Annotated in this window: 22 protein-coding genes; 18 read left to right on the forward strand and 4 right to left on the reverse strand. The window is 62.9% G+C overall.

The window, feature by feature from the left end:
* Nucleotides 1–11: 11 nt before the first annotated feature.
* Nucleotides 12–1091 carry an imelysin family protein gene (locus tag ACK4FK_RS09815; protein ID WP_409744570.1) on the forward strand — a complete coding sequence of 360 codons (1080 nt, stop codon included), beginning with the start codon at nt 12–14 and terminating at the stop codon, nt 1089–1091.
* 1 nt (nt 1092) lies between these two features.
* Nucleotides 1093–2187, forward strand: a complete 1095-nt coding sequence (locus ACK4FK_RS09820; RefSeq protein WP_409744573.1) for a DUF1513 domain-containing protein — start codon at nt 1093–1095, stop codon at nt 2185–2187.
* 120 nt (nt 2188–2307) lie between these two features.
* Here ACK4FK_RS09820 and ACK4FK_RS09825 read toward each other — a convergent pair whose 3' ends face one another.
* Nucleotides 2308–4455 (reverse strand): malate synthase G, encoded by a 2148-nt coding sequence (locus ACK4FK_RS09825; RefSeq protein WP_409744576.1) that lies wholly within the window; start codon nt 4453–4455, stop codon nt 2308–2310.
* Nucleotides 4456–4568: 113 nt separating this feature from the next.
* On the opposite strand from ACK4FK_RS09825, the gene ACK4FK_RS09830 reads away from it, so the two are divergent.
* Nucleotides 4569–5477, forward strand: a complete 909-nt coding sequence (locus ACK4FK_RS09830; RefSeq protein WP_409744579.1) for a LysR family transcriptional regulator — start codon at nt 4569–4571, stop codon at nt 5475–5477.
* A 59-nt stretch (nt 5478–5536) separates the two neighbouring features.
* Here the strand turns inward: ACK4FK_RS09830 and ACK4FK_RS09835 are convergent, their stop codons facing one another.
* Nucleotides 5537–6487 carry a hypothetical protein gene (locus ACK4FK_RS09835; protein ID WP_409744582.1) on the reverse strand — a complete coding sequence of 317 codons (951 nt, stop codon included), beginning with the start codon at nt 6485–6487 and terminating at the stop codon, nt 5537–5539.
* Between the two features lie 206 nt (nt 6488–6693).
* Between ACK4FK_RS09835 and ACK4FK_RS09840 the strand changes: the two genes are divergently transcribed.
* The 10 genes from ACK4FK_RS09840 to ACK4FK_RS09885 all read left to right on the forward strand — a co-directional run bounded on the left by ACK4FK_RS09840 (nt 6694) and on the right by ACK4FK_RS09885 (nt 14744).
* Nucleotides 6694–8037 carry a GH1 family beta-glucosidase gene (locus ACK4FK_RS09840; protein WP_409744584.1) on the forward strand — a complete coding sequence of 448 codons (1344 nt, stop codon included), beginning with the start codon at nt 6694–6696 and terminating at the stop codon, nt 8035–8037.
* On the forward strand, nt 8034–8987 hold the full coding sequence (glk, locus tag ACK4FK_RS09845; protein ID WP_409744587.1) for a glucokinase: 954 nt from the start codon (nt 8034–8036) through the stop codon (nt 8985–8987). The genes ACK4FK_RS09840 and glk overlap by 4 nt, the downstream gene beginning before the upstream one ends.
* 11 nt (nt 8988–8998) lie before the next feature.
* On the forward strand, nt 8999–10861 hold the full coding sequence (locus ACK4FK_RS09850) for an ABC transporter ATP-binding protein/permease (RefSeq protein WP_409744590.1): 1863 nt from the start codon (nt 8999–9001) through the stop codon (nt 10859–10861).
* Nucleotides 10862–10978: 117 nt separating this feature from the next.
* On the forward strand, nt 10979–11617 hold the full coding sequence (locus ACK4FK_RS09855; RefSeq protein ID WP_409744593.1) for a dienelactone hydrolase family protein: 639 nt from the start codon (nt 10979–10981) through the stop codon (nt 11615–11617).
* Entirely contained in the window at nt 11604–12248 is a 645-nt protein-coding gene (locus ACK4FK_RS09860) for a phosphoribosyltransferase (RefSeq protein WP_409744596.1), read from the forward strand. The genes ACK4FK_RS09855 and ACK4FK_RS09860 overlap by 14 nt, the downstream gene beginning before the upstream one ends.
* Nucleotides 12249–12329: 81 nt before the next feature.
* Complete coding sequence (gene mazG, locus ACK4FK_RS09865; protein ID WP_409744599.1) at nt 12330–13151, forward strand: nucleoside triphosphate pyrophosphohydrolase; 822 nt, start codon at nt 12330–12332, stop codon at nt 13149–13151.
* A gap of 298 nt (nt 13152–13449) precedes the next feature.
* Entirely contained in the window at nt 13450–13668 is a 219-nt protein-coding gene (locus ACK4FK_RS09870; protein WP_409745016.1) for a CsbD family protein, read from the forward strand.
* Between the two features lie 89 nt (nt 13669–13757).
* Entirely contained in the window at nt 13758–13979 is a 222-nt protein-coding gene (locus ACK4FK_RS09875; protein WP_409745017.1) for a CsbD family protein, read from the forward strand.
* 28 nt (nt 13980–14007) lie between these two features.
* Nucleotides 14008–14319 carry a hypothetical protein gene (locus tag ACK4FK_RS09880; protein WP_409744602.1) on the forward strand — a complete coding sequence of 104 codons (312 nt, stop codon included), beginning with the start codon at nt 14008–14010 and terminating at the stop codon, nt 14317–14319.
* Between the two features lie 8 nt (nt 14320–14327).
* Nucleotides 14328–14744 (forward strand): hypothetical protein, encoded by a 417-nt coding sequence (locus ACK4FK_RS09885; RefSeq protein WP_409744604.1) that lies wholly within the window; start codon nt 14328–14330, stop codon nt 14742–14744.
* A 75-nt stretch (nt 14745–14819) separates the two neighbouring features.
* On the opposite strand, the gene ssb is transcribed toward ACK4FK_RS09885, so the two are convergent.
* Nucleotides 14820–15329, reverse strand: coding sequence for a single-stranded DNA-binding protein (gene ssb / locus ACK4FK_RS09890; RefSeq protein ID WP_409744607.1), 510 nt, complete (start codon nt 15327–15329; stop codon nt 14820–14822).
* A 111-nt stretch (nt 15330–15440) separates the two neighbouring features.
* Between ssb and uvrA the strand changes: the two genes are divergently transcribed.
* The 4 genes from uvrA to trmFO are packed head-to-tail and all read left to right on the forward strand — an operon-like array spanning nt 15441 to nt 20704.
* A complete protein-coding gene (gene uvrA, locus ACK4FK_RS09895; RefSeq protein ID WP_409744610.1) occupies nt 15441–18329 on the forward strand; it encodes an excinuclease ABC subunit UvrA in 2889 nt (962 codons plus the stop codon).
* Nucleotides 18330–18352: 23 nt separating this feature from the next.
* Nucleotides 18353–18757 (forward strand): GlcG/HbpS family heme-binding protein, encoded by a 405-nt coding sequence (locus tag ACK4FK_RS09900; RefSeq protein WP_409744613.1) that lies wholly within the window; start codon nt 18353–18355, stop codon nt 18755–18757.
* 50 nt (nt 18758–18807) lie between these two features.
* Nucleotides 18808–19347: a regulatory protein RecX gene (locus ACK4FK_RS09905; RefSeq protein WP_409744616.1), complete on the forward strand. Its 540-nt coding sequence runs from the start codon at nt 18808–18810 to the stop codon at nt 19345–19347.
* On the forward strand, nt 19334–20704 hold the full coding sequence (gene trmFO, locus ACK4FK_RS09910; RefSeq protein ID WP_409744619.1) for a methylenetetrahydrofolate--tRNA-(uracil(54)-C(5))-methyltransferase (FADH(2)-oxidizing) TrmFO: 1371 nt from the start codon (nt 19334–19336) through the stop codon (nt 20702–20704). Before ACK4FK_RS09905 ends, trmFO begins: the two co-directional genes overlap by 14 nt.
* On the opposite strand, the gene ACK4FK_RS09915 is transcribed toward trmFO, so the two are convergent.
* Entirely contained in the window at nt 20701–21528 is an 828-nt protein-coding gene (locus tag ACK4FK_RS09915; RefSeq protein ID WP_409744622.1) for a phytoene/squalene synthase family protein, read from the reverse strand. The two genes, trmFO and ACK4FK_RS09915, sit on opposite strands and share 4 nt — an antisense overlap.
* 218 nt (nt 21529–21746) lie before the next feature.
* Between ACK4FK_RS09915 and ACK4FK_RS09920 the strand changes: the two genes are divergently transcribed.
* A complete protein-coding gene (locus tag ACK4FK_RS09920; RefSeq protein WP_409744625.1) occupies nt 21747–22325 on the forward strand; it encodes a urate hydroxylase PuuD in 579 nt (192 codons plus the stop codon).
* The last annotated feature ends 3 nt before the right edge of the window (nt 22326–22328 follow it).

The raw sequence follows: 22328 nt of genomic DNA on the forward strand, positions 1-22328 counted from the left end.
CGGAGCCTGGGATGCGCATCGCCGGAATTGCACTTATCCTCTCTCTGTTCCTGCAGGCACCAGCGCAGGCGCTGGAGCCCGAGGCTTACGCCGTCATCAATCGCAACGCCATCGAGCGTCATGTTCTGCCGCGCTACGACGCGCTGGCGGATGCCACGTCCAGGCTCGAGACCATGGCAAGAACCTTCTGCGCCACGCCAGCGGCGGAGCGGAAAATCGACGCTTTGCGGCAGGCCTATCACGATGCGGCCGATGCTTGGCAGGATATCCAGCATATCCGTTTCGGGCCGATCGATCTGTTTTTCCGCAGCCAGCGCTTTGCCTTCTGGCCCGATCCACGCAACACCATCGGTAAGCAGATGGCCGAGCTGATCGCCAAACATGCCAGCAGCTCTCTGGATGCGGACACTCTCGGCCATGGCAGCGTGGCGGTTCAGGGCCTTCCGGCACTGGAGCGGATGGTCTTCGGCGACGATGTGAAGAAGCTGCAGGATGCACCGGATGCCGCTTTTCGCTGTGGCTATGTCGTGGCCATATCCGAAAATCTGGCCAGGATGGCACGTGAGGCTCGGCAGGAGTGGCGCGCTCCGAATACGGGCTTCGCCGCGATGATGCTGAATCCGGGGCAGGGTGCCAATCCACGTTATCGCGACGCGCAGGACGCTACGCTAGATCTGTTCAAGAGCCTGTACACGGCCATCGAATTCGCGGCTGATCACAAGCTTGCGCGGCCATTGGGGGCTTCGGTCGACGATGCGCGGCCCCGGCTCGCTGAGTCCTGGCGCAGCGAGCGGTCGTTGCGCAACATTCGGCAAAATCTGGCGGCGGCTACCGATCTCTATGTAGCCGCCTTTGCGCCGCAGGTGGTCGACAAGGCGCTGGACGCAGCCCTGCGCGACAGCCTGGCGCGTGCAGCCGTGTCGGCGTCGGCGCTGCAAATGCCACTGGAACGAGCCATTCAGGAAATCGAAGGCCGCAAGCACATCGAGAAACTTGCGGCCGACATGCTGGCTCTGAAAGGGCTGCTGATGCAGCGCCTGCCTGAGGCCTTGCAGATTCCGGTCGGCTTCAACGCGCTGGATGGCGACTGACATGCGTCTTGCCGTTTCTCGACGTACCGCACTCGGCCTGCTAGCGACCTCGGTCTTGCTTCCCGGCAAGGCCCGGGCGGAATCCAGGCAACTGTATGTGAATGCCTTTGGCGGCAAGGCCGGTTTCGGCGTGGCGGCTTTCGATGCGGCCGGTCGGATCCATTACAGCCTGCCGCTGCCCGGACGCGGCCACAGCTTTGCACGCAGTCGCAATGCAGCCGTGGCATTCTCGCGGCGCCCCGGCGCATATGCCGTCGTGTTTGACGCGAAGGACGGCCGGGAATTGCGACGCATTGCCGCTGCTGAGGATCGCAGCTTCTGTGGCCATGGCGCATTCACGTCCGACGGTCGCCTGCTGTTCGCCACGGAAGCGATCGGCTCAACCGGCGAAGGCGTCCTTGGCATCTACGACGGCACGGACGGCTATCGCCGGATCGGCGAATATCCGACCCATGGCCTGGACCCGCACGAGGTGCGCCTCATGCCGGATGGCCGCACGCTGGCGGTGGCCAATGGCGGCATCCTGATGCTGGCGGGCATGCCCAGGCTGAAGCTGAATATCCCCGACATGGCCCCATCGCTGGCCTATCTGGATGTTGCGACCGGCCGGCTGATCCGGCAGGTGCGGCCGGCTCATGAACTGCGGCAGCTCAGCATCCGCCATATCACCATCGACCGGCGCGGCCGTGTCGCGATTGCCATGCAGTACGAGGGCCCCGAAACCGATGACGTGCCGCTGGTGTCCTGGCATGGCGGCCCGGACGATCCGGCGGGCCTGCGGTTCCTGGCGATACCGCCGGAGCAGCGGCGCGGCCTGCGGCAGTATTGTGGCAGCGCGGCCATGAGCGGCGACGGCCGGCTGCTGGCCGTGACCAGTCCGCGTGGCAAGCGGATGCTGGTATGGGACATGGAGGCCGAGCGTCATCTGGCGGCGGCGGAGATGGATGATGTTTGTGGCGTGGCAGCAGAACCGGATGGCGCAGGCTTTATCGTCAGCAACGGACTGGGACGGATCGCTGCCTGGCAGGCTGGCCGTGTTACGACTCTGCCAGAAGCCGGCAGCCATCTGTGGGACAACCACATGATGGCTGTTTAGCCATTAACATACTGAAACATCAGGTATCTATATTTTCCATAATATACATTATCCGATTATCGAGTTTCTATAAAAGGCCAGCCGGCAAGCACGCCGGTCGGCCCTTTACGGGTCCCGACTTCAGCCCCCGGCCTTCGCCTTCACTCGGGCACGGAAAGCATGCAGCAGCGGTTCGGTGTAGCCGTTGGGTTGCCGTACGCCCTCGAAGACCAGTGCCCGCGCCGCCTGATAGGCCAGACTGTTGTCGGGATCGGTCGCCATCGGCCTATAGGCGGCGTCGCCGGCATTCTGGGAGTCCACCTTGGCGGCCATACGCCGGAAAGCGGCATCCACCTGCTCGGCGGAGCAAACCCTGTGCAGCAGCCAGTTGGCCATGTGCTGCGACGAGATCCGCAGCGTCGCACGATCTTCCATAAGCCCGATATCGTGGATATCGGGTACCTTCGAGCAGCCGATGCCCTGATCCACCCAGCGCACCACATATCCCAGGATGCCCTGGGCATTGTTGTCGAGTTCGTCGCGCACATCCTGCTCGGAGAAATTCTGCCCAGTGGCCAGCGGAATGGTCAGCAGCGCGGCCAGCGGCGGCACCGGCTGTCTGGCCACTTCGGCCTGACGGGCGAAGACGTCCACCACATGGTAATGCGTGGCGTGCAGGGTCGCCGCCGTCGGACTCGGCACCCAGGCGGTGTTGGCGCCGGTTCTGGGATGCCCGATCTTCTGTTCCAGCATGTCGGCCATACGGTCTGGCGCGGCCCACATGCCCTTGCCGATCTGCGCCTTGCCCGACAGGCCGCAGGCCAGGCCGATGGCCACATTCCGCTCCTCATAGGCTTTGATCCAGGCGCAGGCCTTCATGTCGGCCTTGCGCACCATCGGACCCGCCTGCATCGAGGTATGCATCTCATCGCCAGTACGGTCCAGGAACCCGGTATTGATGAAGACGATACGATCCTTCACCGCATGGATACAGGCAGCAAGATTCGCCGAGGTGCGGCGCTCTTCATCCATCACGCCGACCTTCACGGTATGGCGTGCCAGACCCAGCATGTCCTCGATGGCATCGAACAGGCGGTTGGTGAAGCCCGCCTCTTCCGGCCCATGCATCTTCGGCTTCACGATGTAGACCGAGCCGGCGCGGCTGTTGATGAAACGTCCGCGCCGTTTGAGGTCGTGCATGGCAATCAGGCTGGTGACAATGCCGTCCAGGATACCCTCCGGCGCTTCCGAGCCATCGGGCAGACGGATCGCCGGGGTGGTCATCAGATGCCCCACATTGCGCACGAACAGCAGGCTGCGGCCCGGCAGCACCAGCTTGCCGCCGTCGGGCGCGGTATATTCGCGATCCGGTTCCAATGCGCGCGTCATGCTGCGGCCGCCCTTTTCGAAGGTGGCGCTGAGATCACCCTGCATCAGGCCAAGCCAGTTGGCGTAGGCCTCGACCTTGTCATCGGCGTCAACGGCCGCCACCGAATCCTCCAGGTCGACGATGGTGGTGAGCGCGGCCTCCAGAACCACATCGGCCATGCCGGCCGGATCGCCCTTCCCGACCGGATGATTGCGGTCGATCACCAGTTCGATATGCAGGCCGTTATGCTTCAGCAGCACGGCACTGGGGTTGGCCGCATCGCCGCGATAGCCGACAAAAGCCGCAGCATCCTTGAGCGCCGGCGACAGTCTGCCATCCCGCACCGACCAGCCCTTCACATCGGCATGGCTGCCCGAAGCCAGCGGTGCGGCCTGATCGAGGAAGGCTTTCGCTTTCGCGATCACCTTGGCGCCGCGCGCCGGGTCATAGCCTTTCTTCTCATTCGGATCGTGTGGGATCGCATCCGTGCCGTAATAGGCATCGTACAGGCTGCCCCAGCGTGCGTTTGCGGCATTCAGCAGGAACCGGGCATTCAGGACCGGCACCACCAGCTGAGGCCCAGCCATGCGGGCGATTTCATCGTCCACTTTCGTCGTGCCAACCTTGAACGGTGCCGGTTCGGGAACGAGGTAGCCGATCTCGCGCAGGAAAGCCTCATAGGCCGCTGTATCATGTGGCTTGCCACGCTGGGCGATGTGCCAGGCGTCGATCTTTGCCTGCAGGTCGTCGCGCTTGGTCAGCAGAGCCCGGTTTTCCGGGGTGAAGCGGGCGAAGATGCCTGCCATGCCGGCCCAGAAATCGTTCGGATCAAGGCCGGTGCCGGGCAACGCCTTGTCTTCGATGAAACGGACCAGGGTTTCGGCCACCGTCAGGCCGGCGCGTTCTGTGGTTTTGCTCATGACGTTTCCCGGGATTCTGCTGGCGACTCAATAAAGGCAACCATAACAGCCTCGTCATTCATTCTGTAGGTGAAAAGAATTGAAAACAGTCGTTCCATATGGGAAATAATGGCATGGACCGCGAATACGAGCTTTATGCCAGGGTGATCGAGACAGGCAGCCTGGCTGCAGCCGGACGCAGCATGGGGCTTTCGCCGGCCATGGTGTCCAAGCGCATCGCCCGCCTTGAGGAGCGGCTGGGGGCCCGCCTGCTGCATCGGACAACACGAAAACTGACCACCACCGAGGCGGGACAGCGGTTTTACGAACGGGTGGTCGATATCCTGGCCGCGTCGCGCGAAGCGGAAAGCCTGGTCAGTGCCGCGGATGGTGCGCCGGCCGGCCGGATGCGCATCACCGCTCCCACCTCCTTCGGCCGCATGCATGTCGCACCGCACCTGAAACGCTTCCTCGAGCGTTGGCCGCGCCTGAAGCTCGATATTGACCTGTCGGATGCCTATGTCGACCTGCTGGCCGAGCGCATCGACCTAGCCATCCGTATCGCGCCCGCCATCGGCAACGGCCTGACTGGCCTGAAGTTGGCGCCGAACCGGCGGGTGCTGTGCGCGAGTCCGGACTATCTGGACCGGCATGGCACCCCGCAGAAATTGAGCGAACTGAACCGCCATTCCCTGCTGGCCGCAGCGGCGCAACTGCCCTGGCGGCTGCAGGGTCGCAATGGCCCAGTGATAGTCTCCGGCGAGAGCATCGTACGGACGAATTCCAGCGAGGTGGTCCGCGAGCTGGCGCTTGCCGGCATGGGCATCGCCCTGCGTTCGACATGGGATATCGGCCCCGATCTGCGCGCCGGCCGCCTGCGCGTGGTGATGCCGGAGCATCCCGGCGCCAGCGATGTCGCCATCTACGCCGTTTATCCGCCAGCCAAGTTCGTGCCGGCGGCGGTCCGTGCGTTCGTTACCTATCTGCAGGAACTGTATGGTCCGGAGCCGCCCTGGGATCGTGACCTGACCCTGCCGGCATGAAGCCCGGATATGGCGATTGACCAGAATCAAATCCGATCCGTCCGGATCGGGTTATGAATTCACCATGGCGCCGCGTGACGATTGCCGAACAGGCTGTAGAACAAGGGCTTGGTTGCTTCCAAAACGCGGTTTTTGCATCCAGGGTCCATGGTCAAAGCGAATTCGATATCCCAGGCGGAATACCCGGCCATGAAGAAACGGGCAGGCCCATCGATGAAACCGTCGCCGCAGCCTGCAGCCAGACCAATAGCCTGCGGATACCAGGCGCCGCCGGCGACAAGACGCATGGGCGGACTCCAGGATGCGGGATTGTCCAGTGTTCTGGTCACCGAAACATAGATGCCTTCCTGGAGGATGTTGTGGTCTCCGCCGGCAGTATGGTTCAGCAGCATCACGAAGGCATCGAGCTGGCTATTGTAATGAATAGCCGGCCCCCAGAAAGAATCGGGGTCGAGATGTCGCCAGCCGCGCTGTACCGGCCAGATCGGCGTCGGCAGCCGCTTCGGAGCGGCAGCCCATCCCGAGCCGCTCCACAGTTCCAGAGCTGCCGCTGGATTGTCGCGCATCGCCACTGGAAAGCGTGCCATGGCGATACCCTGCGCCGCTTCATCCGAGATGTAACTGGAGAATGCGAGATAGAAATACTGCCCTGCCCGGTCCGGAACGACGCAGAAATCGCCATAACCGCCGGCCAGGAAGCCATTGCGGTATGTCATATCGGTCAATTCGGCCGGCGCACGCAACACCTCGCCCAAAAAGCGCCAGGACAACCCGTCGTCGTCCGACACGACGGCGCCGATATGCGGCAGAAAGAGCCTCGGCGGTCCTTCGAATATCTCTTCGGCGTGATACCAGCCATACAACCGGCCTGTCTTGGGATCGCGCCAAACGCCTTCTATCCATTTACCGACCGTCGGGTCGGGATCGTCGATCCAGCGCACGACCTGCGGGGTGCGCCCATCCTGCAGGCCGGTGGCGAAAAGCCGTCGGTAAGTATGGCCGCGCGGCACGTAATGCGAAAAGAAAACCTGCATCCCGCTGGCATCGCTCAGAACGGCGCAGTTGGCATCCGTGCGGGGGAATTCCGGTGTGTGCAGGGTCAGCGGCGCCGCGGCCCGCAGCAAAACCTGCAGCCGGCCGTCCGATATTTCGGCTACGGTCTCTCCCATGACCGCAGCCTAGCCGAATCCGGTGCCGGCGCAGAAGGGCCAGATCAATGAATCGCAAACCAGCCGAAACATTCATCTGGGGCGTATCGACCTCGTCCTACCAGATCGAGGGGGCTGCCAAATCCGATGGCCGCGGCCCCAGCATCTGGGACACCTTCTGCCAACAAAAAGGACGGATCGCCAATGGCGATACCGGCGACATCGCCTGCGATCACTACCATCGCTTTCCCGAGGACATCGCGCTGATGCGCGATCTGGGCGTGAAGGCCTATCGTTTCTCGGTGGCCTGGCCGCGCCTGCTCCCAACGGGGCGCGGCCATTTCAACGAAGCCGGCGCCGCCTTCTACGACCGGTTGATCGACAGCCTTCTGACGGCCGGGATCGAGCCCTGGCTCTGCCTGTATCATTGGGATCTTCCGCAGGCGCTGGATGACGAGGGTGGCTGGCTCAGCCGCGACGCCGCCGGATGGTTTGCCGATTACGCCACACTGGTGGCGCGACGCTATGGCGACCGTGTAAAGCGTTTCGCAACATTCAACGAACCTGGTGTCTTCGCCCTGTTCGGCTTCGGGTTCGGCTGGCAGCCGCCCGGGGTCACCGATGCCGATGCACATCGGAAGGCGATCCATCATGTCAATCTTGCGCATGGAGCGGCCGTCGATGCGCTGCGGTCCGGCGTATCGGACGCCAGCATCGGCGTAATCCATAACATGCAGCCATGCCTGCCGGCATCGGCCGCGCTGGAGGACCTGGCCGCTGCCGCCCGCCTGCACATGCACTGGAACCAGGCATTTCCAGATCCGCAGATCCTGGGCTATTACCCGAGAACCCTCGCCGACGAACTGGCGCCGCAGATCGTACCAGGCGACATGGCCCGCATCTGCCGGCCTCTCGACTGGCTCGGCATCAACCACTACTCGCCGATCTATGCGCGCGGCGACAAGACCGCGCCGCTGGGGTATACTTGGGCAGGTCCACCGGCCGGCATGCCGCAATCAGAGATCGGCTGGCAGGTACAACCCGAGGCTTTTCGCGATATTCTGCTGGAGGCATCGAAACGTTATCGCCTGCCAATCTATGTCACGGAGAATGGCACCGGCGGCCGCGACCAGCTCGATCATGCGGGCGACGTGAAGGATCAGCACCGCATTGACTACCTGAATGCCTATATCGGCGCGATGCAGAGCGCGATTGACGCGGGCGCCGATGTGCGGGGTTACTTCGTATGGTCTCTGCTGGATAATTTCGAATGGGGCGCCGGCTATGGCGACCGTTTCGGATTGGTCTATGTGGATTACCCAACCCTGCGCCGCATTCCGAAAGCCTCGGCGCACTGGTATGCCGACCGCATCGCGCGTGAAACCACAACCCGAAATGCAGGCCCGTCATGAGCGACAGGATCCTGCTTGGAGATATCGGCGGGACCAATCTGCGTTTTGCGTGGATGGCAGGAGAAGAGACTTCCCCCCTCACCGTCCTGCCCCGCGCCGAATATCAGGGTCTGGCTGATGCCATCGCCGATCATCTTGAAAAATCCGGGTCATCGAGGCCGGATGCCATGGCGCTGGCCGTTGCCGGCCCGGTGCGGGACAACCGCGTGGTGATGACGAATGCGGGCTGGCACTTGGATGCGGCCGCCCTTGGGCATCATCTGGGTGTGCCCAGGGTGCATCTGGTGAACGATTTCGCCGCCACGGCCTGGTCTTTGTCGCGGCTATCCGCCAGCGATCTCGTGCAGATCGGAGGTTCATCGCCGCCACTTGGCGGTGTCCGTGTGGTTTGTGGTCCGGGCACCGGACTTGGCGTCGCCGCCGTCGTACCGACCGCGGAGGGCGAGATGGTGATTGCCGGCGAGGCCGGACATATGACGCTTGCCGGTCAAGATGCCCAGCAGGACGCCGTGATCGCCAGACTGCGCAACCGCTTCGGCCATGTCTCGGCTGAGCGCGCACTCTCCGGTCCCGGGCTGGAAAATCTGCATGCCGCCCTGACGGAAGCGATGGGCAGGAAGGTCGCCGAGCATACGGCAGCCGAGATCGTTATCAGCGCGCGGGAAGGCCGCTGCGAGATGTGTCGCCTCGCAATCGAGCTGTTCTGTTCCCTGCTCGGTGGTTTTGCCGGCGATCTGGCTCTGGCATTCGGCGCCCGCGGCGGCGTTTATCTGGCCGGTGGCATCCTGCCGCGCATGCTGGACCTGCTGCGGGCTTCGGATTTCCGCATGCGTTTCGAAGCGAAAGGACGATTTCACGATTATCTTGCACCTGTGCCGGCCTTCGCCATCCTGCACCCCGAACCTGCCATTCTGGGACTGCAGGCGATGATCGCTGCCCGGCATATCTGAGGATTCGCGCAGTGCCGCCCTCGCAACCAGCCGATAAGCCGCATGCATCCTCCCTCGGGCTGACATCGGACTTCCTTCATCTGGCCCGTCCCTACTGGTGCGGCCCAGAACGCTGGACCGCGTGGTTCCTGCTGGTCGCAATCGTCGTGCTGGCTGTGGCGCAGGTTCTGTTGGCCATTCGCCTCAATCTCTGGAATGCCGATCTGTTCGATGCCCTGGAGCGGCGTTCGATGGAAGGCTTCATGCAGCAGGTGATCGTGTTCGTCATGATCGTGCTGGGCACGATGGCCGTAAATGCCGTACATCTGCATTTGAAGCGCAGGCTGCAACTGGGCTGGCGGGAATGGCTGACGAACCGGCTGGTGAATGAATGGATGCAGGATGGCCGGCAATTCCGGTTGGCCATGATCCCCGGCAACCACAGCAACCCAGACGGGCGTATCGCCGAGGATATCCGGATCGCGACCGAGGCAGCCGTCGATCTGTTTCACTCGCTGACCTACTGCCTACTTCTGTTGGTCAGCTTCATCGGCATCCTCTGGGGACTGTCAGGCACGATTCCCCTGCAGGACATAGGGCTGGATTTCAATCTGCCGGGACACATGGTGTGGCTGGCCTTCCTTTATTCCGGTATCGGCTCGGCGCTCGCCATGTTCATCGGCCGCGCCCTGGTCAGCGCCGCCGACCGACGCCAGACCGTGGAGGCCGACCTGCGTTACGCCCTGGGGCGCAGCCGCGAGAATGCCGAAGCGATTGCGATCGCCCACGGAGAAGCCGATGAACGCGGCTTTCTGCTGCGACTGTTCGCCCCGGTTGCCGTTGCCTGGCAGAAACAAACCGAGGGATTGCGCCGGCTGATCCTGTTCACGTCCGCCTACAGCACGCTGGCAGCCGTTTTTCCGATCCTGGTCAGCACGCCGCGCTATCTTCTGGGCGAGATCACACTTGGCGGCCTGATGCAGACGGCCCAGGCCTTCCAGCAGGCGACTGCCGCGCTTTCCTGGCCAATCGATAATTTCCCCCGACTGGCCGAGTTGCGGGCATCGGCAGAGCGCGTACTCGAACTGCACAAGTCGGTAACGCAAGCAGAGGGTCGATCCATTACAGACAGGAGCGGACAGAATATTGCTATTGTTCCCTCCGCTTCTGCAGTTCTCACTCTTCACGATGTAACGCTGGCGGAACCGGACCAGCGCATCCTGGCGACCGGGCTATCGCTTGAAATACAAAAAGGCGAACGTGTTCTCTTTACCGGCGATCAGCATGCCGCCGCCATTCTGTGCAAGGCAGTGGCCGGTGTATGGCCCTGGGGCAGCGGCCGCATCGAGGTGCCGGCCGAACCGCTGGCATTGCTGCCGCAGCGGCCCTATATGCCGCCTGGCAGCCTGCGCCATGCCCTGCTCTATCCCGAGGCCCCGGCCGGCGTGAACGATTCTGCGTTGGCCGATATCCTGGGACGTGTCGGCCTTGAATATCTGCTGCCCCAACTCGACAATGAATCCGAATGGAGTCAGACCCTGGGGGTGGGCGAGTTGCAGCGCATCGGCTTCGCCCGCCTGCTGCTGCATCGTCCCGCCTGGATCCTGATCGACCAGGCAACCGACGGCGTGGACGAGAAATCCGAACTCGCCCTGCTGCATGCTTTGGGCGATTTGCTGCCTGATGCCACGGTCCTGGCAGTGGGGCATCACCCCAGCCAGAACGGCTTCTTCACGCGTCATCTGCAGTTACAGCGGTCCGAAGCCGGCATGGTTCTGCTGCAGGAAAAACCGGCGGAGCCGACGATGGCCGAGCTGCAAAAGCCAGGCATAAGCATGGCCAATCGCATCGGCCGGCTAATCGACCTGATCCGTGCCGGATTTGGTGAGGGCTGATCCAGATCAAGGTGCAAGATCCTGGCTGCCGCTATAAGCGGAACCGACAGTCAACACCGGCGGATAGCGCGGATGACTCAAGGGAGAAAACCGCAGGGGCAGTATTCGGAAGAATTGGTGGCCATTCCGCCATTTGGCCTGGAGGGGATGCTTGCCCTGCCTGCCGGATGTCGCGCCGTCATCATCTTCGCCCATGGCAGCGGCAGCAGCCGGCACAGCCCCCGCAACAAACTTGTCGCGGCTGCTTTGCAGCAGGCCTGCTTCGGGACGCTGCTGTTCGACCTGCTTGCAGAGAACGAGGCCACGAGCCGCGACAACATCTTCGACATCGAACTGCTGGCCGAGCGTCTGACCATGGCCACGCATTGGCTCGGCCTGCGAATGGAGCGCCTGGCACCCCGCATCGGCTATTTCGGCGCCAGCACCGGTGCGGCTGCCGCATTGGTGGCGGCCGCGCAACCCGATAGCCAGGTCGGCGCCATCGTCAGTCGCGGCGGCCGTCCCGATCTGGCCGGCGCGGCGCTGTCGCGCGTGACGGCACCGACCCTGCTGATCGTCGGCAGCCTTGATCGCGATGTGCTTGCGCTGAACCGCCAAGCCATGGCGCACATGCGCTGCCAGACCAGACTGCAGGTCATCCCCGGAGCGACGCACCTGTTTGAGGAGCCAGGGGCAATCGGACATGTAATCGGCCATGCCAGCGTCTGGTTCAGCCATCATCTCCTGCAAAGCGAGGTCGCGGATGTTTCTGGATAGGAGCGAGGCAGGAGAGAAGCTGGCAAAATGCCTGCTGGGGTACAAGGATGAGAAGCCGCTGGTGCTGGCTTTGCCGCGCGGCGGCGTGCCGGTTGCCTTTGAAGTGGCTCAGGCTCTGCAGGCGCCGCTCGATCTGCTGCTGGTCCGCAAGATCGGGGCACCGCATCATGCCGAGCTTGCCGTGGCCGCCGTCGCCGATGGCAAGGAACCTCGGCTGGTGGTGAACCGCGATGTCGCCGACAGCCTGAAAGTCGACGATGAATATCTGCAAGCCGCCGCCAAACGCGAACTCGCTGAGATCGAGCGGCGCCGCCTGCGTTACGCTGTTGGTCAGTCGCATCCCGATGTGAAGGATCGCACCGTGATCGTTGTGGATGACGGCATCGCGACCGGCGCCACGGCCAAGGCCGCATTGATTCTGCTGCGGGCAGCGCGGCCAAAAACCATTATCCTGGCGATTCCGGTCGCCGCGCCGTCGACACTGAAAGAATTCGAGAATCTGGCCGACCATGTCGTATGCCTGGAAACGCCTGCGGATTTCTATGCCGTCGGCGCCCATTACCGCGAATTCCCGCAGATATCGGATGAGCAGGTGATCAAACTGCTGAAATCCGCCATGGCATGGGCCTAGATTCACAGCCTGCGGGCTTGCGCCGGATGGCCCCTGATCGCATCTTTGATGCCCAGATGACTGTCGACCCGGTGCGATCCGATGCCTGCCACTCCTGACCTTTCCAGCCTGGCTGAGCTGCTGGCCATCATGGCCAGGCTGCGCGATCCCGATGGCGGCTGCCCCTGGGACCTGGAGCAGACCTTCGCCACCATTGCGCCCTACACGATCGAGGAAGCCTATGAGGTGGAGGATGCCATCGCCCGCAACGACATGGTCGGCCTGAAGGACGAGCTGGGCGATCTGTTGCTGCAGGTGGTATTCCACAGTCGCATGGCCGAAGAATCGGGCCATTTCTCCTTTGCCGACGTGGCTGCCGGCATCAGCGAAAAGATGGTTCGCCGGCATCCACATGTCTTCGGCGATGTTGCCGCCGACCATCCGGAAACCGTCAGCACGAACTGGGAAAGCATCAAGGCCGCCGAACGCGCTGCCAAGGCCGGAAGTTCGCAGGACAATGTGTCTCCCGTCCTGGCCGGCGTGACGTCAGGTCTGCCGGCCCTCCTGCGCGCCGTGAAACTACAGAATCGTGCCGCCCGTGTGGGCTTCGACTGGCCCGACAAACGCCCTGTGATCGACAAGATCAAAGAGGAATTGCAGGAACTGGAGCACGAGATCGAGTCCGGCACCGCGCAGACGACCGCAGAAGAGTTTGGCGATTTTCTCTTTGTGGTCGCCAATCTGGCGCGCCACCTCAAACTCGATCCCGAAGCGTGTCTGCGCGCTGCCAACCGGAAATTCGAGCGTCGTTTCACGGCGATGGAAAACATCCTGCATGCGGATGGCAAGCGCCTGGACGACTGCAATCTCGCCACCATGGACGCCGCCTGGGACGAGGCAAAACGGCAGGAAAAAAAGACCTGACCAACGCCGCGACAGCGGCCGCATTTCCGCCACATCCTCGCCCCGGAATGGCCCCGGCATCACCATGCATGGGCCACAACCAGCCACCATCCTCTGAACACCCGCAGGCATGCCGCAGCACGGCAATGCCGACAGGCTAAGACGTGGAAAGTTCCCGAAAATGATCAGGGAACCATAAATGCCGCAGCGGGTTTCCCCCACGTCCAACATTTCCAGTCAAAGGAGAGTTTATATGCGCAAGATCGCCATCGCCGCCGCTTCTGCTGTTGCCTTGCTGGCTGCCGCTCCGCCGACCGCCGTGTATGCCGCCAGCGGCACCTGGGATCAGGTGGAAGGCAACTGGAACCAGTTCGCCGGTAAGGTGAAGCAGCGTTGGGGCAAGCTGACCGACAACGACATCACGGTCATCAACGGCAAGCGCCAGGAACTGGTCGGCAAGATCCAGGAGCGCTACGGCATCGCCAAGAACGAGGCCGAGAAGCAGGTCGAGGAGTGGGAAAAAACCCATTCCAGGTAACCGCAGCCTTCCATACCTCAGATATGACAAAGGAGATTTCAGTCATGGCCGATACCACCAAGCGCGTCGAAGCGAATGTCAAAGCTGCCCTGCCCTCCTGGGATCGTATTGCGGGGAACTGGAAACAGTTTTCCGGCAAGGCCCAGGAGCGCTGGGGCGAACTGACCGATGACGACATCGCCGTGATCAAGGGCCGGCGCGAACAGCTGGTCGGCAAAATCCAGGAACGCTACGGCATCATCACCGATCAGGCCGAGCGGCAGGTGGCCGACTGGTTAAATGACCTTGCCCGCGCCGAGCGCAGTCACTGAATCCGATCCGGTTCGAGGAGTGAAGATCATGCCACGCATTACACGCCAAGCTAACGCCGCGGCGGCGGAAGCCGATCTGGCCGAACTGCGCGAACAGGTATCCGATATCGGCACCCAGCTTGGCGTGCTGATTTCCCGCGCCAAGAAAGATGGCACCGCGCTGGCGGAGGCCGAATTGTCGGAACTGCAAAACCGCATCCAGTCGCTGGCCGGAGACTGGAAAGACCGGGGGCGCGAAGCCCTTGGCCGCGTCGAGGAAACGGTGAAGGAACATCCGGGCAGCAGTCTGCTGGCAGCGTTTGCCGCCGGCGCCGCGCTCACGCTGCTGTTGCGGAAATAGTACCGCACATGCTGGCCACCCTGTTACCTGGCCTGTTGCCAAGACTGCTGCTGGGTGGGGTGCAGGCGGTTGCATCCCGCCGGCAGCGGCAGCGGATTGCTGTCATGGCCGGTATGCTCAGCATTGCCTGCGCCGCGCTGTTTGCCGCCTTCATGCTATTCGGCTGGTCGCTGTTCCTGGCCTACGGCGCCAGCATGATGCCCGCCTGGGCGGCACTGGCGGCCGGTGGCACCCTGATCGGCTTGATCGTCCCGCTGAGCGGGATCGCCATTTTGATCTGGCAATTCTGGCCCGGCCGCGGCCTGCAGGATGAGATGGACTTGCTGCGGCGCCAGGTCGAGCCCGTGGCGAAAGAACACCCATTGGCGGCGGTTGGCGTCGCCGCGGGGCTCGGGGTGTTGCTGGCCTCGCTTCTGCGGCGCTAGCCCCCGAAAATGGAAAAGGCGCAGATCGCAATCTGCGCCTTTTCTGTGTCTGGTTTGCGTGCCGTATTGGGCCGCTCAGAACGGAATCTCATCGTCCAGGTCGTCGCGACGCGCGGGCGAACCGCCGCCGGAAGACCGGCCGCCACTGGAGCCGCCCCCGCCGAATCCACCCGATGACCCGCCGCCGGCATAGTCGTCGCCCCCGCCGTAGGAGCCGCCACCGCCGCCCTCGCCCCGGCCATCCAGCATGGTCAGCTCGCCGCGGAAGCGCTGCAGCACGATCTCGGTGGTGTATTTCTCCTGGCCATCCTTGTCGGTCCATTTCCGGGTCTGGAGCGAGCCCTCGATGTAGACCTTGGAGCCCTTTTTCAGGAACTGCTTGGCCACCTTGACCAGATTTTCGTTGAAAATCACGACTCTATGCCATTCGGTGCGTTCCTTGCGCTCGCCCGAGGCCTTATCGCGCCAGGTTTCCGAGGTGGCAATCGAAAGCTGGGCGATCTCTTCGCCGGACTGCATGCTACGGATCTCCGGATCGCGCCCTAGATTTCCGACCAGGATCACCTTGTTAACGCTGCCAGCCATATCTTAACCCCTATCCGTTCACGAAGTGATCTTATATCATGCGAATGGCGTATAGTGAAGAACTGTCCTGAAAAGCGCAATATTCGGCCCCCCACAGACTCGGCGCAAACCATGCAGAAGTTCATTTCGGTCCGCGGTGCCCGCGAACACAATCTCAAGAATGTCGATGTCGACATCCCCCGCGACAAGCTGGTGGTCCTGACCGGCCTGTCCGGCTCGGGCAAGTCATCGCTGGCCTTCGACACGATCTATGCGGAGGGCCAGCGGCGCTATGTCGAATCCCTGTCGGCCTATGCCCGCCAGTTCCTGGAACTGATGCAAAAGCCCGACGTGGACCATATCGACGGCCTCAGCCCGGCAATCTCGATCGAGCAGAAAACAACCTCGAAGAACCCGCGTTCCACGGTGGGGACCGTCACCGAGATCTACGATTACCTGCGCCTGCTCTACGCCCGCGTCGGTGTGCCCTATTCGCCGGCCACCGGCCTGCCGATCGAGAGCCAGACGGTCAGCCAGATGGTCGACCGCGTGATGGCCATGCCGGAAGGCACGCGACTCTATCTGCTCGCCCCCATCGTGCGTGGGCGCAAGGGAGAATACAAAAAAGAGCTGCAGGACCTGCAGAAGCGCGGATTCCAGCGCGTGAAGGTGGACGGCAAGCTGCATGAGATCGCCGAAGTGCCGGCGCTGAACAAGAAGCTGAAGCACGATATCGAGGTGGTGGTCGACCGTGTGGTGGTGCGCGACGGCATCCAGACACGCCTGGCCGATTCCATCGAGACCGCGCTGAACCTCGCTGATGGCATCGCCTTTGCCGAGAATGCCGACAAAGACGAACGCACCATCTTCTCGGCAAAGTTCGCCTGCCCGGTTTCCGGTTTCACCATCGAGGAAATCGAGCCGCGGCTGTTCTCGTTCAACAGCCCGCATGGCGCCTGCCCCACCTGCGACGGCCTCGGTTCGAAGATGTATTTCGATCCGGCCATGGTGGTGCCCGACGAGTCGGTGACGTTGCGTGATGGAGCCATCGTGCCGTGGTCGCGCGCCGCCACGCCGTCGCCTTATTACCTGCAGACGCTGGAAGGCTTGGCCAAGTTCTACAAATTCTCACTGGCGACCAAGTGGAAAGACCTGCCGGCCAAGACCCGCAATGCCATCCTGCACGGTTCGGGCGAGGATATCGTGCCGATCACCTATGACGACGGCATGCGCACCTACACGGTGAAACGCCCCTTCGAGGGCGTGCTGCCGAATCTTGAGCGGCGCTGGCGCGAGACCGAGTCCGACATGATCCGCGAGGAGCTGTCGCGCTATCAGTCGCAGACCGCTTGCGAGACCTGTGGCGGTTACCGCCTCAAGGCCGAGGCATTGGCTGTGAAGGTCGGCGGCCTGAATATCGGCCAGGTCTGCGAATTCTCGATCGCCGAGGCCAGGCAATGGTTCCTTGACCTGACCAAAAAGCTGAAGCCCAAGGAAAAAGACATCGCCGCGCGCATCCTGAAGGAAATCAACGACCGTCTTGGATTTCTGGTTAATGTCGGGCTCGACTATCTCTCCATGTCGCGGGCTTCCGGTACTCTGTCGGGCGGCGAAAGCCAGCGCATCCGTCTTGCCTCGCAGATCGGCTCAGGCCTGACCGGCGTGCTGTATGTGCTGGATGAACCCTCCATCGGTCTGCATCAGCGCGACAATGCCAAGCTGCTCGAAACCCTGGTACACCTGCGCGACATCGGCAACACCGTGCTGGTGGTGGAGCATGACGAGGAGGCAATCCGTACTGCCGATCACGTGATCGACATGGGCCCCGCCGCCGGCGTGCATGGCGGCGAGATCATCGCCCAGGGCACCCCAGACGAGATCATGGCAACAAAGAAGTCGGTCACCGGGCAGTATCTGACTGGCGCAAAATTTGTGGCCGTGCCGAAACAGCGGCGCAAGCGTGTGGCCAACAAGCAATTAAAGGTGGTTGGCGCCAAAGCCAACAACCTGCAGAATATTTCGGTCGAGTTCCCGCTTGGCATCTTCACCTGCGTGACCGGTGTGTCCGGCGGCGGCAAATCGACGCTGACCATCGAGACGCTGTTCAAGGCCGTGTCGCGCAAGCTGAACAACAGCCGCGAGATCCCCGGCCTTCACGACCGCATCGAAGGCATGGAGTGGATCGACAAGATTGTTGATATCGACCAGTCGCCAATCGGCCGCACCCCGCGTTCCAACCCGGCCACCTATACCGGTGCCTTCGGCCCGATCCGCGACTGGTTCGCCGGCCTGCCCGAGGCGAAGGCGCGTGGCTATGCACCGGGCCGTTTCTCGTTCAACGTCAAGGGTGGCCGCTGCGAGGCCTGCCAGGGCGACGGCCTGATCAAGATCGAGATGCACTTCCTGCCCGACGTCTACGTGCAGTGCGATGTCTGCAAGGGCAAGCGCTACAATCGCGAAACACTGGAAATCCATTACCGCGACAAGTCGATCGCCGATGTACTGGATATGACGGTGGAAGACGGCGTCGAGTTCTTCAAGGCCGTGCCGACCATTCGCGAGAAGCTGGAGACCCTGAACCGCGTCGGACTCGGGTATATCAAGATCGGCCAATCGGCAACCACGCTCTCGGGCGGCGAAGCCCAGCGCGTGAAGCTGGCCAAGGAACTCTCCAAGCGCGCCACCGGCCGCACGCTCTACATCCTCGACGAGCCCACTACGGGCCTGCATTTCGAGGATGTGCGCAAGCTGCTCGAAGTGCTGCACGAACTGGTGGATTCCGGCAACACCATGATCGTGATCGAGCACAATCTCGAAGTGATAAAGACGGCGGACTGGATCGTAGACATGGGCCCCGAGGGCGGCAGCGGCGGTGGCCGCGTGGTGGCCCAGGGCACGCCGGAGGATGTGGCCAAGGTGAAGGAAAGCTATACCGGCCAGTATCTGAAGGAATATCTGAAACCGGCAGCGCAGCGCATCGCCCCGCCCCAGAAGAAAACCCGCCGCGATGCGGCGGCATAAACTAAGGAAAGGACTTTGATTCCATGATTACGCGTAAGGCGCTGACCCTCGAGGACGTCCAGACAATCGCCGCAGCCGCCGAGGCCGAGGCCAAGAAGAACGGCTGGAAGGTCAGCATCGCCATCACCGATGATGGCGGCCATCTGCTGCATTTCCAGCGCCTGGACGGCGCCCCCATCCAGTCGACCTGGATCAGCCAGGGCAAGGCCAAGGCGGCCTCTTACGCCCGCCGCCCGACCAAGGCACTGGAAGAGATCGTCGGCAACGGCCGCAATGCCTTCCTGTCTGTGCCTGACCTTGTGCTGCTGGAAGGTGGCGAGCCGATCATGGTGGATGGCATCTGCGTTGGCGGCGTGGGTGTATCTGGCGTGAAATCGTCGGAAGACGCCCAGGTCGCGCAGGCCGGCATCGCCGCCCTGCTGGGCTGATTTTTCGCCCTCTTCCCATGCCGCGCGGCCAGCCCAAAAAGATCACGCCAGTGTATCTGGAACGCGCCGCGCTGTTTTACCTCGAACGCTACAGCAGCTCGGCGGAGAATCTCCGCCGGGTGCTGGATCGCAAGATCCGGCGTTCCATCGAGGCGCATGGCGCGCCAAGTGGCGAGGAAGCGGCAGGCTGGGTTGCCGAACTGATCGCCAAACTGCAGCGCAGCAACCTGCTGAACGACCGTACCTATGCCGAAAGCCGCGTGCGGAGGCTCTATGCCGAAGGCAAGTCGCTCGGCCGCATTCGGCAGGCTCTGGCGGTGAAGGGCGTGAACAAAGATGATGTCGCGGCCGCGCTGGAGCGGCTGGAAGCGGAATCGACCACACCGGTCTCCGACTTGCCGGCCGCGGCCGCATTTGCCCGCAAACGAAAGTTGGGGCCGTATCGTAGCGATCCGCAGCAACGTCGCGACATGCGGCAGAAGGATCTCGGCGCGCTGGCCCGCCGGGGTTTCAGCCAGGCTGTGGCGATGAAAGTGTTGAGCGCCGACAGCGTCGCCGCGCTTGAGGAGATGCTTCATGACGCAGATTAAACCGATCCACATTATCGGGGGCGGCCTGGCCGGTTCGGAAGCCGCCTGGCAGGTGGCGCGCCTGGGAGTACCCGTGGTGCTGCACGAGATGCGGCCGGTGCGAAAAACCGACGCCCATCAGGGTGATGGGCTGGCCGAGCTGGTCTGCTCGAATTCCTTTCGCTCCGATGATGCGGAGACCAATGCCGTGGGCCTGCTGCACGAGGAGCTGCGGCGCTGCAACTCGCTGATCATGCAGGCGGCCGACATCGCCAAGGTGCCGGCCGGCGGCGCGCTGGCCGTCGACCGCGATGTGTTCTCTTCCGAGGTGCAGAAGGCCATCGAGGCCGAAGCGCTGATCGAGCTGCGCCGCGAGGAAATATCCGGCCTGCCGCCGGCCGAATGGGACAATGTGGTGGTCGCCACCGGCCCCCTCACCTCGCCGCCCCTGGCCGAGGCGATCCGGGCCCTGACCGGCGAGCAGAGCCTGGCTTTCTTCGATGCCATTGCGCCCATCGTCTACAAAGACAGCATCGACATGGACAAGGCCTGGTTCCAGTCGCGCTACGACAAGGTCGGCCCGGGCGGCAGCGGCGAACAGGGCGAAGGTGCCGACTACATCAACTGCCCCTTCGAGAAGCCCAACTACCTTGAATTTCACGCCGCCCTGCTGGCCGCCGAGAAAACCGAATTCAAGGACTGGGAAAAGAACACGCCCTATTTCGAGGGCTGCCTCCCGATCGAGGTTATGGCAGAACGCGGACCGCGCACACTGACCTTCGGTCCGATGAAGCCGGTCGGGCTGATCGACCCTCGTACCGGCCGCAAGCCCTATGCCGTGGTGCAGTTGCGACAGGACAACAAGCTGGGCACGCTCTACAACATGGTCGGCTTCCAGACCAAGATGAAGCATGCCGAGCAGGTAAGGATTTTCCGCATGATCCCTGGCCTCGAGAATGCGCAGTTCGCCCGGCTGGGCGGCATCCACCGCAATACCTTCCTCAACTCGCCCAAGCTGCTGGATGTCCAGCTAAGGCTGAAGGCGATGCCGAGCCTGCGTTTCGCCGGCCAGGTTACCGGCGTGGAAGGCTATGTCGAGAGCACGGCCATCGGCCTGCTTGCCGGTCGCATGGCCGCCGCCCAGCGCCTGGGCCGGGAACAGGTGCCGCCGCCGCCGACCACGGCGCTCGGCGCCCTGCACAGCCACCTGACCGGCGGGACCGACGCCAAGCACTTCCAGCCGATGAATGTGAATTTTGGCCTGTTTCCGCCTCCGCCCGCCGACGTGCGCAAGGATGAGCGCAAACGCTTCTTGAGCCGTCGTGCCCTGGCCGATCTGGCCCAGTGGCTGAACGGGAAGACTGCCGCGGCTGCCTAGAAACTGCCGCGCAGCGAAGCCCAGAGCAAGGCCATCTGGCGACGCAACGGACGGACGGCTGCTTCCGCCGCTGCGACATCGAAGCGATGCTGCGCAAGCGCCCTCAGGTGCAGCCCCGCCAGCGTGGCGGGCAGCATGGCCGGCAAGGCCTGTCGCGGCACTCTTTGTCGCCGCGCCGCTAGCAGGTGGCGCTCCGCCTGGTCGGCGATCTCGGCCATAGCGGCAGCCAGATCGGCGCCCACTTCGCGCTGGTACAGGTCTTCCGGCATCAGGCCATGTGCGGCCAGCACGCCTGCCGGCAGCATCACGCGCTGCTGCGCCGACAGATGCGGGGTCGCGCGCAGAAGGCCGGTCAGCGCATAGGCGATTCCGGCGTTGCGAGCCAGATCGGGCGGCAAGGCGGCGCCGAGCTGCTGCGCGGCCAGTTGCATCAGCGGAGCAGAACTGGCCTCGGCATACTGGGCCAGCGCAGCCATATCAGCCGGCGGGGTGTCGGCCATATCGGTTTCGCGGGCATCGATCAGGGTGAGGATGCCGTGCCGATCCAGATCCCGACAATGGGCATGCAGGGCCAGCACCACCGGGTGGTTGCGTGGCCGCCCGGCCCATATCCCGTCCCATGCCTCGCGCCACCATTGCAGGCGGATCTGGCCGATCATCGGCTGGCTGACCGCTTCCCGCGCCCGCGCGATTTCGCTGTTGAAGGCATAGACGGCGAGCAATCCCGGCCGTTTCGAATCCGGCGCAAACAAGGCGGTCAACCAGCGGTCGGGATCGACGCGCCGCAATTCCTTTTCGCAGTACTGGTCGGGCGATTCGGTCATGCCAGGGCTGGTTGGGCTGAGTAAGATCGCTTGTCGCTACGAGTATTTATGATAGCCTCTGCGAGCGAATCGCAAGCATGAGAATCGCAGTGTCATTGCGCGCAGGCCGCCAGAGTCGCATTGCCCCGAGGTCCCCTCTATGCGATGTGCAGCTTCTGCGCCGGATACGTCAGCATGATCAATCGCGAGAACCATAAACACCGGTAAGGAGCCGCATCATGGCAAAGATTCTCGAAAACCTCTACAAGGCCCTGGGCGCAGGCGTTGTCCTGGCGCTGATCCTGTTCTTCCTCGTCCATCGCAGTTTCGACGCTGCATTCCTCAGCTTCTTCTTCCGCTGGCTGCATGTGCTGTCCGGTATCCTGTGGATCGGCCTGCTTTGGTATTTCAATTTCGTCCAGATACCGACAATGCCGAAGATTCCTGCCGAGCTTAAGCCGGCGGTCGGCAAGTTCATCGCCCCTGAAGCCCTGTTCTGGTTCCGCTGGGCAGCCCTGGCCACCGTCGTCACCGGTCTTGTCCTGTCGGTCCTGAACGGTTATGGCCACCAGGCCTTCATGCTGCAGGAAGGCGCCCGCACCATCGGCATCGGCATGTATCTCGGCCTGTTCATGGCCGCCAATGTCTGGTTCGTGATCTGGCCGAACCAGAAGAAGGCGCTGGGCATCGTGCCGGCCGACGACGCGGCCAAGGCCAAGGCAGCGCGCTTCGCCATGCTGGCCTCGCGCACGAACTTCGTTCTGTCGGTTCCGATGCTGTATTGCATGGTGGCGCAGCAGAATGGCGGCGCCTGGTAAGAC

It is taken from the genome of Ferrovibrio sp. (genome assembly GCF_046297895.1).
Classification (GTDB): Bacteria; Pseudomonadota; Alphaproteobacteria; order Ferrovibrionales; family Ferrovibrionaceae; genus Ferrovibrio.

Excerpts from the sequence above, each read along its gene's own strand:
- ACK4FK_RS09815 (WP_409744570.1), top strand. The coding sequence starts at position 12 with ATGCGCATCGCCGGAATTGCACTTATCCTCTCTCTGTTCCTGCAGGCA.
- ACK4FK_RS09820 (WP_409744573.1), top strand. The coding sequence starts at position 1,093 with ATGCGTCTTGCCGTTTCTCGACGTACCGCACTCGGCCTGCTAGCGACC.
- ACK4FK_RS09825 (WP_409744576.1), bottom strand. The coding sequence starts at position 4,455 with ATGAGCAAAACCACAGAACGCGCCGGCCTGACGGTGGCCGAAACCCTG.
- ACK4FK_RS09830 (WP_409744579.1), top strand. The coding sequence starts at position 4,569 with ATGGACCGCGAATACGAGCTTTATGCCAGGGTGATCGAGACAGGCAGC.
- ACK4FK_RS09840 (WP_409744584.1), top strand. The coding sequence starts at position 6,694 with ATGAATCGCAAACCAGCCGAAACATTCATCTGGGGCGTATCGACCTCG.
- glk (WP_409744587.1), top strand. The coding sequence starts at position 8,034 with ATGAGCGACAGGATCCTGCTTGGAGATATCGGCGGGACCAATCTGCGT.
- ACK4FK_RS09860 (WP_409744596.1), top strand. The coding sequence starts at position 11,604 with ATGTTTCTGGATAGGAGCGAGGCAGGAGAGAAGCTGGCAAAATGCCTG.
- mazG (WP_409744599.1), top strand. The coding sequence starts at position 12,330 with ATGCCTGCCACTCCTGACCTTTCCAGCCTGGCTGAGCTGCTGGCCATC.
- ACK4FK_RS09880 (WP_409744602.1), top strand. The coding sequence starts at position 14,008 with ATGCCACGCATTACACGCCAAGCTAACGCCGCGGCGGCGGAAGCCGAT.
- ACK4FK_RS09885 (WP_409744604.1), top strand. The coding sequence starts at position 14,328 with ATGCTGGCCACCCTGTTACCTGGCCTGTTGCCAAGACTGCTGCTGGGT.
- ssb (WP_409744607.1), bottom strand. The coding sequence starts at position 15,329 with ATGGCTGGCAGCGTTAACAAGGTGATCCTGGTCGGAAATCTAGGGCGC.
- uvrA (WP_409744610.1), top strand. The coding sequence starts at position 15,441 with ATGCAGAAGTTCATTTCGGTCCGCGGTGCCCGCGAACACAATCTCAAG.
- ACK4FK_RS09900 (WP_409744613.1), top strand. The coding sequence starts at position 18,353 with ATGATTACGCGTAAGGCGCTGACCCTCGAGGACGTCCAGACAATCGCC.
- trmFO (WP_409744619.1), top strand. The coding sequence starts at position 19,334 with ATGACGCAGATTAAACCGATCCACATTATCGGGGGCGGCCTGGCCGGT.
- ACK4FK_RS09915 (WP_409744622.1), bottom strand. The coding sequence starts at position 21,528 with ATGACCGAATCGCCCGACCAGTACTGCGAAAAGGAATTGCGGCGCGTC.
- ACK4FK_RS09920 (WP_409744625.1), top strand. The coding sequence starts at position 21,747 with ATGGCAAAGATTCTCGAAAACCTCTACAAGGCCCTGGGCGCAGGCGTT.